Genomic DNA, 12,871 nt, shown 5'->3' with positions numbered 1-12,871 from the left:
CGAGGTCAGGCGCCAGTCAGGCTGGCCGAAAGCAGCAGCAGGCCGAACAGGAAGACGAAGGCGGCGCCGCCGATCTCGACGAAGGAATGGATGCGGTTGCCCATGCGGCCGTCGCCGGCGAAATACACCGCCCAGTTCTTCGCGGTCACCGCAAGAGTCGCCAGAGCCGAGACGGTGATTGCGGTGCCGAGGGCCATGGCCAGCACCGACAGGATGCCGCCGAACCATAGCCCGTTCAGCAGGGCGAAGCTCAGCACGATCAGCGCGCCGGAACAGGGGCGGATGCCGACGGCAGCGACAGCTGACCAGGCCGTGCGCCAATCGAAGCGATCGCCAGAAAGCAGCGCCGGGTCGGGCGCATGCGAGTGCCCGCAGGTCTCGCAGACCTCGCCCGCCGCATGGCTGTGGTGATCGTGCGCAGCATGGGCGTGGTCGTGGGCGCCGTGGTCATGATGGTCATGCGCATGATCGTGGTGGTCATGCGCATCAAGCGCGTGGGAATGTGCCGCATGGGCATGCGCGGAATGTGAATGGCCGGCATGTGAATGGCCGGCATGGGCAGCCGAGAGGCTGTAGCCCGGATTTGCGCCGAACAGGCGAAGGATGGCCGGGCCGGCCTTGCGCCACAGCAGCCAGGCGCCGAACAGAGTGACGAAGACATAGCTCATGATTTCAAGGAACCATGCGGCGTCTGTCATCGAGACGGCAGTGCCGCGCAGCAAGAAATAGGCGACCAGCATCACCACGATCGCGGTCAGCGCCTGCAGCAGGGCCGAGACGAAGGACAGCATGATGCCGCGCCGGAGCGCCACTTCATTGGCCACCATGTAGGAAGAGATCACCGCCTTGCCGTGACCGGGGCCGGCGGCGTGGAAAATGCCATAGGCAAAGGACAGGCCGATGAGCAGCCACAACTTGCTGCCGTCCTGGCGCATCGCCTTCATCGCGCCGGCAAGCGCATGATAGAATTCCTGCTGGCGCAGATTGATCCACATCAGGATGTGGGCGAACGGGCCGGTGGCGGTTGGAGCCATGCCGTCATTGGTGCCGATGCCGAGTGAACTCTGGGCGTGGGCGGAGCCGAGAAAGTGCGTCATCACAAAGGCGGCGGCCAGAAGACCGAATGCCAAACGCAGGGACGGTTTGGTCACTGGATCTATCCTTCCGGCTGACAGGTCAGTTCAAGCTTGGTGGCAAAGATCTTGCTCATGTCGGTGCCTGTCGGATCGTTGAAGAAGGCCTCGGTCAGGGTCTTCTGGTTCTGGGCGATCGCCTCGTCCGGGTTCGGGCGGACAACCTTGCTGGTGCAGGTCGGCGGCAACCCATCGACCTGCAGATTGGCATCCTCGGTGAAATCGATCGCGGTGTAGAAGGTCGGGTCGTAGACGCCGATATCTATCTTGCCGCTCAGTTTGATCGGTACCTTCGGTTCAGATTCAAACAGGATGATCAACTGGTCATTGTCGAAATTGGCCATCAAATGCGGCGGCGGGGTCATTGCCACGTCCTTGCCGTCGACGGTGACGAGCTGGAAATAGTTGAATTCGGCAAGCGAGGCATGGACGGTGTCGGCGACATCCTTCAGCTCCTTGTCGTCGAGTTTCAGGTCGGAATTCTTGTCGAACTCCATCATCACCGTGCTCGAAAACAAATCGTCGAAGCGCCAGACATGACGCAATGCCTTCACAGTTTGGTGATCCGGGCCGAGGACCACTTCGAGGCGGGCTTCGGCGAAGACGTGGGGATGCACCTCAGCCGGTCCGACGGCGGCAAACGTCGCGGTCAAGGCCGAAGCCAGCATGATTGCTTGCCGTTTCAGGTGCATTCTCGGTCGCGATTCAATCGGCTTCGGTGAATTGCCGACAGTTACCAGAAAGCGGGCGAAAATGGGACCGCAACGCGGCTGAAAGCTCATGCGTTGTCCAGCGTCTTGAACCACTGCACCAGGAAGTCGACGAAAACGCGAACTTTTGCAGGCAGATAGCGCCGGTGCGGATAGACGGCAAAAATGCCGCCGCCGGGCAGAATGCGGTCATCCAGCGCAGTCAGCAGCTTGCCGCTTTCGATGTCGGGCGCGGCGATGAAATCCGGCAGGACGGAAAATCCCAATCCAGCCACGGCAGCGGCCCTTGCCGCCATCGGGCTGTTGACCTCGATCGGGCCGGAAACCGAAACGCTCACCGTATCGCCGCTGTCGCCTTTGAACGGCCAGTTGGTGAGCCAGCGCCCATTGGTGTCGATGATGCAAGGCACGCGGGCAAGGTCTTGCGGCCTGACCGGCATGCCGTGCCTGGCGATCAGTTCAGGAGACGCGCAAAGCCGTACCGAAAATGGCGCCAGGCGCCTGGCGATCAACGAGGAATTTTCCAGCCGCGAAATGCGCACCGCCAGATCGAAGCCCTCCTCGACCAGATCGACGAAACGGTCGTCGAGATGGATGTCGAGCACGATGTCGGGGTGCTGCTTGGCGAAGTCGATCAGCGACTGGCCGATCGGCGCGTCGGCAAAGGTGCGCGGCGCCGACAGCTTGATCCTGCCGCGCACGTCGCCGGAGGATTCGCGCACCGCATCGGCAAGGCTGTCGACCTCGCGCACGATCTCCGAGGCGCGCCGGTAATAGGTGTGGCCGGCCTCGGTCAGGGAAAACTGCCTGGTGGTGCGGTTGAGCAGCAGCGCGCCGAGCTCGTCCTCCAGCTCGCGCACATATTTCGACAATAGCGCCTTCGAGCGGCCGATCTTGCGCGCCGCCGCCGAAAATCCTTCGGCCTCGACCACGTCGATGAAGGCGCGCATGCGGGTCAGCGTATCCATGTCATGCGCCTCCTTGGTGGGCCGAAAGGATGCGGGCGGCCAGCGCAATCAACTGCCGGTCGCTGTTCTTCGGACCGAGCAGCGAAAGGCCGAACGGCGCCCCGCCGGTCTTGCCGAGCGGCAGCGTGATTTGCGGAAAGCCGGACAGGCCGGAAAGGCAGAGCAGTCTCAGCGCCCGCTCGCGATAGGTCTGCAAATCGTCGAATGACGCGGCCTTGAGCGGCGCGGCACCAGGAGCGGTCGGAAGCACAAGAACGCCGTCGTCGCCAAGCAGGCCGGCCAGTTCGAGGCGAAACGAAACGCGACGTTCCGTTTCACATTGCGCGGTTGCCGCGTCGATTGTCGCGCCGTGCTCGAAACGCTCCTTGACACCGGGTCCCAGCATGCGGTCGCCGCCGGCGATCCAGGCGCCGTGACTTTGCCAGGCTTCATAGCCTTGCAGCTTGCGGAAGCACCAATAGAGATCGTCGGTCGAATGCGACAGCGGGCCGACGCTGCGCGGTGCGCCCAGCACCGAAGCGACACTGCGGAGCATGGCGAGATATTCGTCGGCCTCGTGCGGGCCGAGCACGAGGCCGTCCAGCTCAGCGAGAGTGACGGGGCGTCTCAGTTCATGGGAATGCGGATCGTCGCCGAGCAGCACCGTGCCGACCTTTTCGTAGATGACGATGTCGCTTGCGAACCAACCGAATGTGTCCAGCGAAGGCGCCAGCGGCATGGCGCCGTCGAGCGGGATACGGCCATGCGTCGTCCTGAGGCCGATCAGGCCGCAGAAGCTTGCCGGCGCTCGGATCGAGCCGCCGGTGTCCGATCCGGTTGCAATGTCGGCCAGCCCGCCGGCGACTGCCGCGGCAGAACCGGAGGACGAGCCGCCGGTGACGCGGTCGGGTGCTGCCGGGTTGATGGGCGACGGGAAATGCGCGTTCAGCCCCAGCAGGGAAAATGCGAGTTCGTCGGTCTGCGTCTTGCCGACGAAGCGGGCGCCCGAATCAAGCAGCGCCTGGACGGCCGGCGCGGTCGCCATGGCCGGTGAAGCGTCCCGGTATTTCTGCGGATTGCCGCAGCCGGTGCGGTAGCCGGCGACGTCGAAGATGTCCTTTACGGCAAGCCGCAAGCCGGCAAGCGGGCCGGATTTCGCATTGGCTACAGGGGTTTGATCAAGGTCGAGAAAAGCGTTCAGCGGGCCGCGAGTGCCTGTCATGCGTTCGATATCCGGATGTGCTTGCCGCAGCATTGTTGTTCTGGTTGCCGCAGCATTGTTCGATGCCACAAATTTTACAACCTGCCATACGATTTTTATTGATTGTGAAATCTTTCGATCTTATATCGCGCTTGCCCAAAGTCGCACGTGCCTGTGGGTGTCCGCCGATCCTCGAATGGTGAGGGCAATCGGTAAGGTAACTGGAGCCAACCCCTCCAGTCGGTTTAGCGGCCAACCGCCAACCGAGGACACCTTGAAGCAACGACGGTGCGGGCCTTTCTGGTGTTCTGCCGGTCGTCCAAAGACCGGGGTTACTGAAGAGGCACACCTTCATTGCCGGCAGTGCGGACGGGTCTCCCATCCAAGCCAAGGCAGACAAAGCGAACCGAGGCCGGGCAAGGCCAAGGTTCACCGCCGCGAGACGGCGCTTCATGGTTCCGGGGTCTCCACCGGCTGGTTCCATGGATTTCCGTCCCGCCTTTGTCCACCGCGTGTTCGCGAGGCCGAGAGCCCGCGTCCGCAAGCCTTTGTGCGCGCCGCAAGGCGCTGATGGAGAGACCCGATGGCTACCCAGCGCATCCTTGACTTTCTCGCCACCCGACGTCCGAACGGCCCGTGCCTCGTCGTCGATCTCGATGTCGTGCGCGACAATTTCCGCGCCTTCGAGAAGGCGCTTCCCGATTCCAAGATCTACTATGCGGTGAAAGCAAATCCGGCGCCGGAAATCCTGCGCCTGCTTGCTGCGATGGGCTCGTCCTTCGACACCGCTTCCGTTGCCGAAGTCGAGATGGCGATGGACGCCGGTGCGCCGGCGGACCGCATCTCCTTCGGCAACACCATCAAGAAGGAGCGCGACATCCAGCGCGCCTACCAGCTCGGCATCAAGCTGTTTGCGGTGGACTGCGTCGAAGAGGTCGAGAAGATCGCCCGCGTCGCTCCCGGCGCCCGTGTGTTCTGCCGCGTCCTGACCGACGGCGAGGGCGCCGAATGGCCGCTGTCGCGCAAGTTCGGCTGTGTGCCGGCGATGGCGGTCGACGTGCTGCGCCATGCCAGGGCGCTCGGCCTCGACGCCCATGGCGTGTCGTTCCATGTCGGCTCGCAGCAGACCGACCTGACCGCCTGGGACCGTGCGCTCAGCGACGCCAAGAAGGTGTTCGCGACGCTCGCCGACGAAGGCATCGTGCTGAAGATGGTCAATATGGGCGGCGGCTTCCCGACCCGCTATCTCAGGGATGTGCCGGTGGCGCAGGCCTACGGCCAGGCGATCTTCTCGGCGCTCAGGAAGCATTTCGGCAACGCGATCCCCGAGACGATCATCGAGCCGGGCCGCGGCATGGTCGGCAATGCCGGCGTCATCAAGTCGGAAGTCGTGCTGATCTCGAAGAAAGCCGATAACGACAATGTGCGCTGGGTGTTCCTCGACATCGGCAAGTTCGGCGGTCTCGCCGAGACGATGGACGAGGCGATCCGCTACCCGATCGTCACCGCGCATGACGGCAGCGAGACCGCGCCTTGCGTGCTCGCCGGCCCGACCTGCGATTCGGCCGACGTGATGTACGAAAAGACGCCGTACCCGCTGCCCTTGTCGCTGACCATCGGCGACGAGGTGCTGATCGAGGGCACCGGCGCCTATACGACGACCTATGCATCGGTCGCCTTCAACGGCTTCGAGCCTCTCCGATCCTACGTGATCTGACGGTTCGAAAGAACCGATCAGATCATCCGGAGATGGGCGCCTGTCGCCCGCCCGGGCTCGCCTGTGGAACAATCCGCTTGTGAAGGATCGCGGAAATGAACGTTGCAGATCTCATCGTTGAAGGCGTGGGAATCTCCCCCCTCGAGGGGGAGATGGCCGCGAAGCGGCCAGAGGGGTTCGGTTCGACTGGACTCGGCCTCCCGCCGCAGATGGAGGCCGGCGCTTCACGCGCGACAACCCCCTCTGTCGCCTTCGGCGACATCTCCCCCTCGAGGGGGGAGATTGCGGTCGTCGCCGAAACCGCCGCCGACGTTGGCGCTCGCGACGCTTTGCTCGATCGCGCCATGGGGCCGAAGCGCCGGAAGAAGTCGTCGGAAAAGCTGCGGCGCGGCCGCCGGCCTTCGGAGGGCCTTGCCTTTGTCGCGCGCGATGCGTCGGGCACTGTTGCCGGCACGGTGCGGCTGTGGGACGTGGTGCTGGGCGAGGGCGGCACGGCAGCGCTGCTGCTCGGCCCGCTTGCGGTCGACCCGGCGCTGAAAAATGCCGGCATCGGCTCGGCGCTGATGCGCCATGCGGTCACCGAGGCCGAGCGGCTTGGCCATGTGGCGATCCTGCTGGTCGGCGACGCGCCCTATTACGAGCGCTTCGGGTTTTCGGCCGCAAAGACCGGCTCGCTGGCCATGCCGGGGCCTTACGAGCGGCACCGCCTGCTGGCGCGGGAACTGGTTGTCGGCGCGCTCGACGGCGCGCAAGGCACCCTGAAGGCGGCAGGGCGCAAGTTGAAGGCGCAGAGGCTGCCGCTCGCTGCGTGACGGATCAGAAACAAGCCGCCCATTGCACGGCGGCTTGTTTTCATCCCTGACCGGAGTGGATCAGCCGATCAGCTGGCTCAGCGCCATGGCGACGCTCATGTCGCCTTCGACCTTTATCTTGCCGGACATGAAGGCCATGGTCGGGTTGAGGTCGCCTGATATCAGCGAGTCCAGATCGTCGAGCGACAGCTTTATGGTGCAATCGGCCGGCGCATCGGTGGTCGAGACATCGGCGCCGTCGATGACGATGACGCCGTCGCTGCCGGTGTCGAATTTCACCGAGCGATCGAACCCGGCACTCGCCACGCGCGACCTGATGTTGTCGGCAATCTCCTGAACGCTCATGGCGGTTCTCCTCGTCTGCTTGCGTTTGTCGCGCGCCGGCGCTTCGATCTGGCCGAAGCCGCTTGCCTGGTTTTACAGCCACGGCCGCCGGCGCATATAGCTTCGGGTTGACGTTTACGTCAACGCAGTTCCCCGAGGTGAAGATGGGCTTTATCGCCGCAGCATCACGCGGGCATGGTTGCCGGTGCTGTCCTTCGCCAAATTCAGGGATGCGGTGCTGGTGCCGAGCATGAACGTGCAGTCGGCGGCAGAGACCTTCCAGCGCGCCGGCGCCGAGGAATTGGCGGTGGTCGAGGATTTCACCGACCGCAAGGTGGTCGGGCTGCTGACCGAAGGCCACCTGATGCGGCGCTATGCCGAAGAACTCGACAAGGCGCGGCGCGATCTGTCGGGCGAGGGGTAGCCGCGTCCTGTGCCGATAGCGATTCGACACACATGTCGGCTGCTGCGTAAGGAGGGCTCACGTCAACGGCCCGCTAATCGCCGGCTCCGAAATCCGATTGCGCGGACTGTCTTCTTCCTTGTGGAAGAGTGTCTTGAAGAAAAGAGCGTCGGGAACCGCCTTGATTACTTTTGCGATCACGGCGGTCGCGAGCACGGCAAACGCTAGGCGACCGAGAAGCACGCTCGTAACATCAGCGCCAAGTGTGACAACGACCAACGTATCCTCAATGAGGCTATGGGCAAAACCCATGAACACGCAGGCAAGGAATATCTGACGCGGCTCCGCGCTAGGCGTGCGCGCCTCGCGGATCAGCAGTCCTGCGCCATAGGAAATCCCGAGAAACAGGCCGACAGCGGCGAAAGGTACCGTCTGCTTTTCGATGCCGGCGAGCCGAAAGAGCGGTGCAAGCCCTCTGTTCATCCAATCCAAAATGCCCGACATCTTTAGAAGCTCGATCACCCAGCTCAGCGCAAGCAGAACAACGAGCATGATGCCCAGGGTTTTGAGCGTACCCAGGAAAAAGCAGCCCCAGTCGGTGCTTTCATTCGTCGGCATCCACGCCGGCTTCACCGGTCCTGACAGCCATCCGGTCACGGCGAATATCTGATGCAGAAGGACAGCAAAGACCAAACCCCCGCCAATACGAAGCGCCGCGGTGACCAGGAAGCTCGGCCCGGCCCTCTTAATGATCCGTTGCTCGATCGGAATAGCATGTGCAAACAGCAAGAGAGCCGAAAGAACCGTCATGTCGGCAGTGCTGAGCGCCGAAACCGGAACCAAGGTGAATACGATCACAAGCGCGCCCCAGATCCCGACCAGCAATCCCGTCAGCCAGGCAAAGGCGAGTTCAGGTGGCAACCCCACCTGCAACATGAGCGGGGAGAAGAACGGAGAAATCGCCTGGATGACACCAAGGTCCTGCAGCAGCCGCGTGGCAATCGCAACCGGAACGATCACGCGAACCAGTTCCCAATAGATTCCAAGCGTCTCCAATGTCTTGCGATAGAAGGCGGCGCAAATTGCCATCATGCTGCTCCATCATCCCTGGAGCCGTCTGAGTAGCGTGAGACGCTTCGCATTTGTGGTCAAAGTTTGCGATTCCGTGCAATAAAATTGCAACGCACCGACGCTGAGCGCGACCGACATGGACAAGATCGACAGAAGGCTTCTCAACCTGCTCCAGGATGATGCCTCACGAACTAACGCCAAACTGGCGGGGTTAATCGGGCTTTCCCCTTCGAGCTGCCTGCGCCGCATACGACGACTGAAGAAAAGCGGTGTCATCAGCCGCGTTGTCGCGCTTCTCGCACCGGCAAAGGCTGGCCGGGGCTTGAAGGCGATCGTCACCGTCGAACTGGAGCGTCATGGTGAGCAGTATATGCGGGACTTTCTCGAGTTGGCCGCCCAGGAACCGGCCGTCACTCAGGCCTACAGTGTAAGCGGCGAAACCGACGCCGTCCTCATGCTCCGCCTGACGGATATGGAAGAGTTCGATGCACTGTGCGAGCGACTGTTCCGAGACCGAAGCAACGTCGCGCGATACCACACGATGTTCGTGATCCGAACGGCCAAAGAAGTGACCGCAATTCCACTGTAGTGTTCGGGTTACGATAGACCTGCTGGGCCGCGAATTCATAAACGAGCATTGGCCGCACGGAGCGCGGCTTGAGCTCGAGCCCAAATCATCCCCCGGCAAGGCGCGGCAGCAGGAATATCTCCGCCCCTTCCGGCAGTTCCTTCGACCAGGTGTCGCGATAGATCGTCCCGTCGATGGCGACGGCGATGCCGCGATCGATGTATGGCTCGAGGCCGGGATACTGCTCAGCCAGTTTCCTGAACAGCTCCCGAATATCCTTCGCCTCGATCTCGACCTTGCTCTTGCCTCCGGCGATCGCGCCGAGCGACCCCCAGAGCGTCACTTCGACCATCAGCCCTCCCGTTCCGCCTCGATCGCCGCCAGGATGCGCGGCGGCGACATCGGGATATGGGTCATGCGCACGCCCGCGGCGTTCGACACCGCATTGGCGATCGCCGCCAGCGGCGGCACGATCGAGGTCTCGCCGACGCCGCGCACCCCGTAGGGATGGTTTGGGTTGGGGATCTCGAGGATCTGCGTGTCGATCATCGGCAGGTCCGAGCAGACCGGGATGCGATAATCGAGGAAGCCAGGGTTCTGCAGCCGCCCGTCCTTGCCGTAGATATACTCCTCGTTCAGCGCCCAGCCGATGCCTTGCGCGGCACCGCCCTGGTATTGCCCCTCGACATAGGTCGGATGCACCGCCTTGCCGGCGTCCTGAACGACGGTGTAGCGCAGCACCCTGGTGGAGCCGGTCTCGGGATCGACCTCGATATCGCAGATATGGGTAGCGAAGGAGACGCCGGCGCCGTCGGCGACGAGCTCACTGTGGCCTGCGATCGGTCCCCCCGTCTTCCCTGACGCGGCTGCGATCTCCTTCAGCGACAATGCTGCAAGGTTGCCGTATTTCTCGCCCTTGGCAATCGCGTGACCTTTTTCCCAGACCACGTCGTCGACGGGTATGTCCCACATCTGCGCGGCGCGTTCCCGCAACACCTTGATGGCGTTGCGGGCGGCCGAGATCGTCGCCATGGAGGAGGAGAAGGTGCCGCGGCTGCCGTCCGTCATGTCGTTGTAGCCGAGGCTGGAGGTATCGGCGACCACCGCCTTGACCTGCTCATAGGGGATGCCGAGCTCCTCCGCCGCGACCAGCGAAAGCGACGCGCGGGAACCACCCACATCGACCGTGCCGACGGCAAGCGAGACCGAGCCGTCCATGCCGATGTTGAGGTCGGTGCAGGTCTGGCCACCGAAATTGAACCAGAAGCCGCAGGCCATTCCGCGGCCCTGGTTCTTGCCGAGCGGCGCCTTCATGTGCGGATGGTTCTTCACCGCCTCCAGCGTCGGCCCGATGCCGATCGGGCCGTATACCGGTCCATAGGACGATCTGGTGCCTTCCTGCGCCGCGTTCCTGATCCGGAACTCGACAGGGTCCATGCCGATCTCCTTGGCCAGCTCGTCGACCGCACTTTCCACCGCAAACGCCGCCATCGGAGCCGACGGCGCGCGATAGGCCGCGGTCTTGGGCCGGTTGACCAGCACTTCGTAGCCGACCGTCCTGACGTTCTCGAGGTTGTAGCAGGCAAAGGCCGTCATGGCGCCGATCTCGGCCCACGTGCCGGCATAGGGGCCGCAGCTATAGCGCAGCGTCGCCTCGGCCGCCGTGATCGTGCCGTCCTTGCGGGCGCCGATCCGAACGTCGATCGAGGTGGCGCTGGTCGGGCCGGAGGCGCGGAACACCTCGTCGCGCGTCATGACCAGCTTGACCGGCCGCCCGGCCTTGCGTGACAGCGCCAGTGCCACCGGCTCGGCCCAGACATGGGTCTTGCCGCCGAAACCGCCGCCGATCTCCGAGGAGGTGACGCGCAGCTTCGAGGCTTCCATGCCAAGCAGTTGGGCGCAGTGTTGGCGGTAGACAAAATGGCCTTGCGTACAGACCCACAGGTCGGCGGTGCCGTCGGAGCTGACATTGGCCACGCAGGCATGCGGCTCGATATAACCCTGGTGCGTCTGCTCGGTCTTGAAGGAGCGTTCGACAACGAAGTCGGCCTGGCCGAAACCTACATGGATGTCGCCATGGCCGTACTGGGTGCGCTTGGTGACATTGGAAGGCTTGAGGGGCTTTTGCTCGAGGCCCTCGGTGAAGATGGCGTCGTTGACCAGAGGTGCGGAGTGCTTCATCGCCTCGTCGACGTCGGTGACATGCGGCAGCACCTCGTAGTCGACCTCGATCAGCTTCAGTGCCTGCCTCGCCGTGCGGGCATCGACCGCAGCCACCGCGGCCACGGCATGGCCGTCATAGAGCGCTTTCTTGCGCGCCATGCAGTTGTCGAGGATGTCGTACATGGCGGCATCGCCGTCGGTGAGGTCGGGCAGGTCGGCCGCGGTGATCACGGCCTTGACGCCGGCGAGCTTCTCCGCCTTCGACGTGTCGATCTTCCTGATCGTGGCATGCGCATGGGGGCTTCTGAGAACGCGCCCGACCAGTTGCCCGGCCATGTTGAAGTCGGCGCCATAGCGTGCGCGGCCCGTCACCTTGTCGACGCCGTCGGGACGGATGGGACGCGTGCCGACAGAGGTGAAATTGCGTCCGGAGTAACGCGGATCGAAATTCATCGTCATGCTCCCTTCATCACGCTGGCCGCGTCCTGAACGGCACGCACGATCTTGTCATAGCCGGTGCAGCGGCAGAGGTTCCCGGCGAGGCCGAAGCGGATCTCCTCCTCGGTCGGATCGGGGTTCTTGGCCAAAAGGTCCTTTGCCGCTATCAAAAAGCCCGGCGTGCAGACGCCGCATTGAAGTGCGGCGTGCTCCAGGAATTTCTGCTGCAGCGGATGCAGCCTGTCGCCATGCGCCATGCCCTCGATGGTTTCGACGTGCCGGCCCTCGGCTTCCGCGCCGAGCACCAGGCACGAGCACACCAGCCGATCGTCGAGGATGATGCTGCAGGCCCCGCAGTCGCCGGTGCCGCAGCCTTCCTTGGCGCCCGTCAGCCCCAGGCGATCGCGCAGGACATCAAGCAGCGTCTCGTCCGGCTGGCAAAGGAACTCGACATTGTCGCCGTTGATTGTCGTTGATACTGCCACACCAGCCATCATTTGCCTCCTGCGCGTGCATAGGCGGTCGTGGCGGCCCGCTTGGCCAGCACACCCGCGACTTTCCGTCTGAATTCGATGGTGCCGCGCTTGTCGTCGATCGGGCGGCAGGCACCCGAGCAGACCTTGGCGAGCCTCTCCAGCGTGGCTTCGTCCAGCTTGGAGCCGATGAGAACCTCGGCGGCCTCCTCGACCAGAATTACCGTCGGCGCCACGGCGCCCAACGCCAGACGGGCGGATTTGACGCGACCCTGCTCATCGAGCGTCAAGTTCACGCCGGCGCTTACCACCGCTATGTCCATCTCCGTGCGCGGAATGAAACGCAGATAGGCATCGCCCGAACGCGGCAGACGGCTGTCGAGCAGGATTGCCTCGATGATCTCGCCCTTGGCCAGCGACGTCTTGCCCGGCCCAGTCGGCACCGCTTGCACGGCAATCGTGCGCCTGGTTCCCGGGCCGACGACCACAGCCTTGGCGCCAGCGGCCACGAGCGCCGGCACGCTGTCGGCGGCCGGCGAGGCGTTGCACAGATTGCCGACGATGGTGCAGCGTCCCTGCACCTGCTTCGAGCCGATCAGCTTGGCCGCTTCGACGACGCCGGGCCATGCCTTCTGCAGGGCCGTGTTCTCGCCCAGCACGGCGCAGGGGACCGCCGCGCCGATGCTGAAGCCCTCGGCTGTTTCCCTGATCTCGCCAAGCCCGTCGATCGCCTTGATGTCGACGATCAGGTCGGGTTCGATAAAGCCGCCTTTCATTCGCACCAAGAGGTCGCTGCCTCCGGCGAGGATGGCGGCCGTGCCGGCTGAACCGGCCAACAGGCCGGCGGCGTCTTCAATTGAAAGCGGACGTATGTAACGCATCGTCTCCCCTTAGTGGTCATAGTCACACCA

Annotated in this window: 13 protein-coding genes and 1 pseudogene; 4 read left to right on the top strand and 10 right to left on the bottom strand. The window is 63.6% G+C overall.

Translation table 11 applies throughout. From position 1 onward, the window contains the following. Window positions 1-5: 5 nt before the first annotated feature. The 4 genes from NKJ15_RS04655 to NKJ15_RS04640 form a co-directional block, all read right to left on the bottom strand. The gene (locus NKJ15_RS04655; RefSeq protein ID WP_352814593.1) at window positions 6-1,160 is read right to left on the bottom strand and encodes a nickel/cobalt transporter; all 1,155 of its coding nucleotides are present in this window, start codon (window positions 1,158-1,160) and stop codon (window positions 6-8) included. Next, window positions 1,157-1,825 carry a DUF1007 family protein gene (locus NKJ15_RS04650; protein WP_352469555.1) on the bottom strand — a complete coding sequence of 223 codons (669 nt, stop codon included), beginning with the start codon at window positions 1,823-1,825 and terminating at the stop codon, window positions 1,157-1,159. The genes NKJ15_RS04655 and NKJ15_RS04650 overlap by 4 nt, the downstream gene beginning before the upstream one ends. Before the next feature lie 86 nt (window positions 1,826-1,911). Further along, window positions 1,912-2,811 carry a LysR family transcriptional regulator gene (locus tag NKJ15_RS04645; protein ID WP_352469556.1) on the bottom strand — a complete coding sequence of 300 codons (900 nt, stop codon included), beginning with the start codon at window positions 2,809-2,811 and terminating at the stop codon, window positions 1,912-1,914. A gap of 1 nt (window position 2,812) precedes the next feature. Further along, entirely contained in the window at window positions 2,813-4,012 is a 1,200-nt protein-coding gene (locus NKJ15_RS04640; RefSeq protein WP_352539336.1) for an amidase, read from the bottom strand. Between the two features lie 562 nt (window positions 4,013-4,574). Here NKJ15_RS04640 and odc2 point away from each other — a divergent pair. Continuing rightward, on the top strand, window positions 4,575-5,708 hold the full coding sequence (gene odc2, locus NKJ15_RS04635) for an ornithine/lysine decarboxylase (protein ID WP_352469558.1): 1,134 nt from the start codon (window positions 4,575-4,577) through the stop codon (window positions 5,706-5,708). 209 nt (window positions 5,709-5,917) lie between these two features. Then, window positions 5,918-6,520: a GNAT family N-acetyltransferase gene (locus NKJ15_RS04630; RefSeq protein ID WP_352814591.1), complete on the top strand. Its 603-nt coding sequence runs from the start codon at window positions 5,918-5,920 to the stop codon at window positions 6,518-6,520. Between the two features lie 60 nt (window positions 6,521-6,580). On the opposite strand, the gene NKJ15_RS04625 is transcribed toward NKJ15_RS04630, so the two are convergent. Further along, a complete protein-coding gene (locus NKJ15_RS04625) occupies window positions 6,581-6,865 on the bottom strand; it encodes an SCP2 sterol-binding domain-containing protein (protein ID WP_352448193.1) in 285 nt (94 codons plus the stop codon). Between the two features lie 202 nt (window positions 6,866-7,067). Between NKJ15_RS04625 and NKJ15_RS04620 the strand changes: the two are divergent. Continuing rightward, window positions 7,068-7,268 (top strand): annotated as a pseudogene (locus tag NKJ15_RS04620) (chloride channel protein); the annotation flags it as partial. Window positions 7,269-7,325: 57 nt separating this feature from the next. On the opposite strand, the gene NKJ15_RS04615 reads toward NKJ15_RS04620, so the two are convergent. Continuing rightward, complete coding sequence (locus NKJ15_RS04615) at window positions 7,326-8,336, bottom strand: nucleoside recognition domain-containing protein (protein WP_352814321.1); 1,011 nt, start codon at window positions 8,334-8,336, stop codon at window positions 7,326-7,328. A gap of 118 nt (window positions 8,337-8,454) precedes the next feature. On the opposite strand from NKJ15_RS04615, the gene NKJ15_RS04610 reads away from it, so the two are divergent. Next, window positions 8,455-8,907 (top strand): Lrp/AsnC family transcriptional regulator, encoded by a 453-nt coding sequence (locus NKJ15_RS04610; RefSeq protein ID WP_352469560.1) that lies wholly within the window; start codon window positions 8,455-8,457, stop codon window positions 8,905-8,907. Window positions 8,908-8,992: 85 nt separating this feature from the next. Here the strand turns inward: NKJ15_RS04610 and NKJ15_RS04605 are convergent, their stop codons facing one another. From NKJ15_RS04605 to NKJ15_RS04590, 4 genes are read right to left on the bottom strand one after another with little or no spacing between them, the layout of a single operon-like run. Then, window positions 8,993-9,238: a MoaD/ThiS family protein gene (locus NKJ15_RS04605; RefSeq protein WP_023675441.1), complete on the bottom strand. Its 246-nt coding sequence runs from the start codon at window positions 9,236-9,238 to the stop codon at window positions 8,993-8,995. Beyond that, entirely contained in the window at window positions 9,238-11,502 is a 2,265-nt protein-coding gene (locus tag NKJ15_RS04600; protein ID WP_352814318.1) for a xanthine dehydrogenase family protein molybdopterin-binding subunit, read from the bottom strand. The genes NKJ15_RS04605 and NKJ15_RS04600 overlap by 1 nt, the downstream gene beginning before the upstream one ends. Window positions 11,503-11,504: 2 nt before the next feature. Continuing rightward, window positions 11,505-11,981: a (2Fe-2S)-binding protein gene (locus NKJ15_RS04595; protein ID WP_352539334.1), complete on the bottom strand. Its 477-nt coding sequence runs from the start codon at window positions 11,979-11,981 to the stop codon at window positions 11,505-11,507. After that, entirely contained in the window at window positions 11,981-12,841 is an 861-nt protein-coding gene (locus tag NKJ15_RS04590; RefSeq protein ID WP_352539333.1) for an FAD binding domain-containing protein, read from the bottom strand. Before NKJ15_RS04590 ends, NKJ15_RS04595 begins: the two co-directional genes overlap by 1 nt. Between the last annotated feature and the right edge of the window lie 30 nt (window positions 12,842-12,871).

The organism is Mesorhizobium sp. M0207, assembly GCF_040321995.1.
Lineage (GTDB): Bacteria > Pseudomonadota > Alphaproteobacteria > Rhizobiales > Rhizobiaceae > Mesorhizobium.
The sequence above is the reverse complement of the archived record's forward strand: the minus strand, read 5'-3'. Positions and strand labels throughout refer to the sequence as shown.

What these genes read in the sequence shown, in the direction of transcription:
- NKJ15_RS04650 (WP_352469555.1), bottom strand. Translation starts at nt 1,825, where the DNA reads ATGCACCTGAAACGGCAAGCAATCATGCTGGCTTCGGCCTTGACCGCG.
- NKJ15_RS04645 (WP_352469556.1), bottom strand. Translation starts at nt 2,811, where the DNA reads ATGGATACGCTGACCCGCATGCGCGCCTTCATCGACGTGGTCGAGGCC.
- NKJ15_RS04640 (WP_352539336.1), bottom strand. Translation starts at nt 4,012, where the DNA reads ATGACAGGCACTCGCGGCCCGCTGAACGCTTTTCTCGACCTTGATCAA.
- odc2 (WP_352469558.1), top strand. Translation starts at nt 4,575, where the DNA reads ATGGCTACCCAGCGCATCCTTGACTTTCTCGCCACCCGACGTCCGAAC.
- NKJ15_RS04630 (WP_352814591.1), top strand. Translation starts at nt 5,918, where the DNA reads ATGGAGGCCGGCGCTTCACGCGCGACAACCCCCTCTGTCGCCTTCGGC.
- NKJ15_RS04625 (WP_352448193.1), bottom strand. Translation starts at nt 6,865, where the DNA reads ATGAGCGTTCAGGAGATTGCCGACAACATCAGGTCGCGCGTGGCGAGT.
- NKJ15_RS04615 (WP_352814321.1), bottom strand. Translation starts at nt 8,336, where the DNA reads ATGGCAATTTGCGCCGCCTTCTATCGCAAGACATTGGAGACGCTTGGA.
- NKJ15_RS04610 (WP_352469560.1), top strand. Translation starts at nt 8,455, where the DNA reads ATGGACAAGATCGACAGAAGGCTTCTCAACCTGCTCCAGGATGATGCC.
- NKJ15_RS04605 (WP_023675441.1), bottom strand. Translation starts at nt 9,238, where the DNA reads ATGGTCGAAGTGACGCTCTGGGGGTCGCTCGGCGCGATCGCCGGAGGC.
- NKJ15_RS04600 (WP_352814318.1), bottom strand. Translation starts at nt 11,502, where the DNA reads ATGAATTTCGATCCGCGTTACTCCGGACGCAATTTCACCTCTGTCGGC.
- NKJ15_RS04595 (WP_352539334.1), bottom strand. Translation starts at nt 11,981, where the DNA reads ATGGCTGGTGTGGCAGTATCAACGACAATCAACGGCGACAATGTCGAG.
- NKJ15_RS04590 (WP_352539333.1), bottom strand. Translation starts at nt 12,841, where the DNA reads ATGCGTTACATACGTCCGCTTTCAATTGAAGACGCCGCCGGCCTGTTG.